Below are 1935 nucleotides of genomic sequence, written 5' to 3' on the forward strand. Positions count from 1 at the left end.
GCGAGGCAGCGCCTTGCCCCCAAGGCGGAGCGCGCAGGATTCGGCCCCCCGGCCCGTATCAGCCGCGCTCCAGGCGTGCCATGGCGCGGATGCGGTCCGCCATGCGGCAGGCCAGGGCCTGGATGGTCAGAGAGGGGTTCACACCGCCGCTGGTGGGGAAAAGCGAGCTGTCGCAGATCCACAGGTTGCGGATGTCCCAGCACCGGCCGTCGGCATCGGTCACGCTGCGCTCCGGGTCCGTTCCCATGCGGCAGGTGCCCATGAGATGGGCCGTGTCGCCCGGCTCGGTGAAGATGTCGCGGCCCCCGGCGGCCTCCAGGTGACGCCGCATGAAATCCGCCGCGTGCCGGTGCAGCCGCCGGTCCTCCTCGCCGAAGGAATGCGTCACGCGCGCCACCGGCAGGCCGAAGCGGTCCTTCTCCTCCGCCAGGGTGACGCGGTTGCGCGGTTGCGGCAGGCTTTCGCCCACGATCTTCAGCCCGGCCTGGTGGTTGTAGTCGGTCATGCGCAGGCGCAGTTCCTCGCCCCAGAGGCCCAGGCTGCTGGTCACCGTGTTGACCCAGGAGACCGGCAACGGCCCCTGGCTCATGTAGGAATAGCCGCCCGGGAAGTCCTTGCCTTCGTCGGTGTAGTTCCAATGCTCCGTGACGGAGAGGGAGGGCGGCCCCTTGTACCAGCGGATCTCGTCCTCCATCCGCCCGAAGACGCCGAGATTGCCGTGCACCATCAGGTTGCGCCCGACGAGGCCGGAGCGGTTGGCCAGGCCGTCGGGAAAGCGGGCATTGGCCGAGTTCAGCAGCAGGCGCGGCGTCTCGATGGCATAACCCGCCACCACGACGTTGCGCGCCTTCTGGAAGCGCCAGGCCCCGTCCCGGTGGTAGTGCAGGCCGGTGGCGCGGTCGTCCGGCCCCACCTCGATCCGCCCCGCCATGGCAAGGTCGCGGATCTCCGCCCCCGCCGCCAGCGCGCGGGGCAGCCAGGTGACCAGCACGCTCTGCTTGGCATTGGTGGAGCAGCCGGACACGCAGAAGCCGCGATAGACGCAGGGATGCGCCAGCCCGCGCGGTGCCGAGACGGTGGCGAGCGGCGTCGGCGCCCAGGCGATGCCCAGCTTCTCCGCCCCGCGCGCCAGCACATTGGCGGCGGCGTTCATCGGATGGGCGCGATAGGGCGAGCGGCGGCGGTGCGGCCCCCAGGGATAGCGCACCGGGCCGGAGATCTTCAGCGAATCCTCGACCTCGTCGTAGTAGCGCCACATCTCGCGCCAATCGACCGGCCAGTCCTCGCCATAGCCGAGCTTCGAGCGGGCCTTGAACCATTCGGGGCGGAAGCGCAGCGACACCATGGCGAAGTGCACCGTGCTGCCGCCCACCGCCTGTCCGCTGTTGTTGGCGCCGAGCTCCAGCGGGTCGTCGCCGTCGCAGATCCGCTCGTCAAGCCAGTAGAGCTTGCCCTGGGAACGTTCATCCGAGGCGAATTCCTCCAGCGGGCGCCAGTAGGGGCCGACATCGAAGGCGACCACGGAAAATCCGGCCTCGGCCAGCCGGCAGGCCAGCGTGCCGCCGCCCGCCCCGGTGCCGACGATGGCGAAGTCCACCGTGTCGCTGTCGGCGTATTGCCGCATCGGCACCCAGGCGCCGGGGCGCATCACATCCGGCGCACGGTGGTCGCGGGCGCGGGTCTCGGTGGCGGCGTCAGCGGTCATGGCGATGCTCCACCGCTTCCCAGGGGTCGCGGCGGTTCTCGTCCATGCGGACATAGCCGCGCGGCGAGGCCGGGCCGCCGAAGCCGATCTCGCTCCAGGCGGTGGGATGGGCGTAGTAGGCGCTGCCGATATCGTGCAGCACGCGGCTCCTGAAGAAGCTCTTCGGCGGCAGCCCCTCCCATTCCGGCTGTCTCTTGATCACATCTACGCACAGCTCCACCGTAAGGCGA

At 70.3% G+C, this 1935-nt stretch carries 1 protein-coding gene and 1 pseudogene; both read right to left on the minus strand.

Annotated features, from left to right (window positions below; genetic code table 11):
• Nucleotides 1–58: 58 nt before the first annotated feature.
• Nucleotides 59–1705: a GMC family oxidoreductase gene (locus ROTAS13_RS23835; RefSeq protein WP_075823604.1), complete on the minus strand. Its 1647-nt coding sequence runs from the start codon at nt 1703–1705 to the stop codon at nt 59–61.
• Nucleotides 1695–1935, minus strand: a pseudogene (locus ROTAS13_RS28325) (gluconate 2-dehydrogenase subunit 3 family protein); the annotation flags it as partial. The gene ROTAS13_RS23835 and the pseudogene ROTAS13_RS28325, both read right to left, overlap by 11 nt.

This window comes from Roseomonas sp. TAS13 (assembly GCF_001950415.1).
In the GTDB taxonomy this organism is placed as follows: Bacteria; Pseudomonadota; Alphaproteobacteria; order Acetobacterales; family Acetobacteraceae; genus Roseomonas; species Roseomonas mucosa.

Bases quoted from the DNA above. Each gene is read 5' to 3' on its own strand.
- ROTAS13_RS23835 (WP_075823604.1), bottom strand. From the start codon at position 1,705: ATGACCGCTGACGCCGCCACCGAGACCCGCGCCCGCGACCACCGTGCG.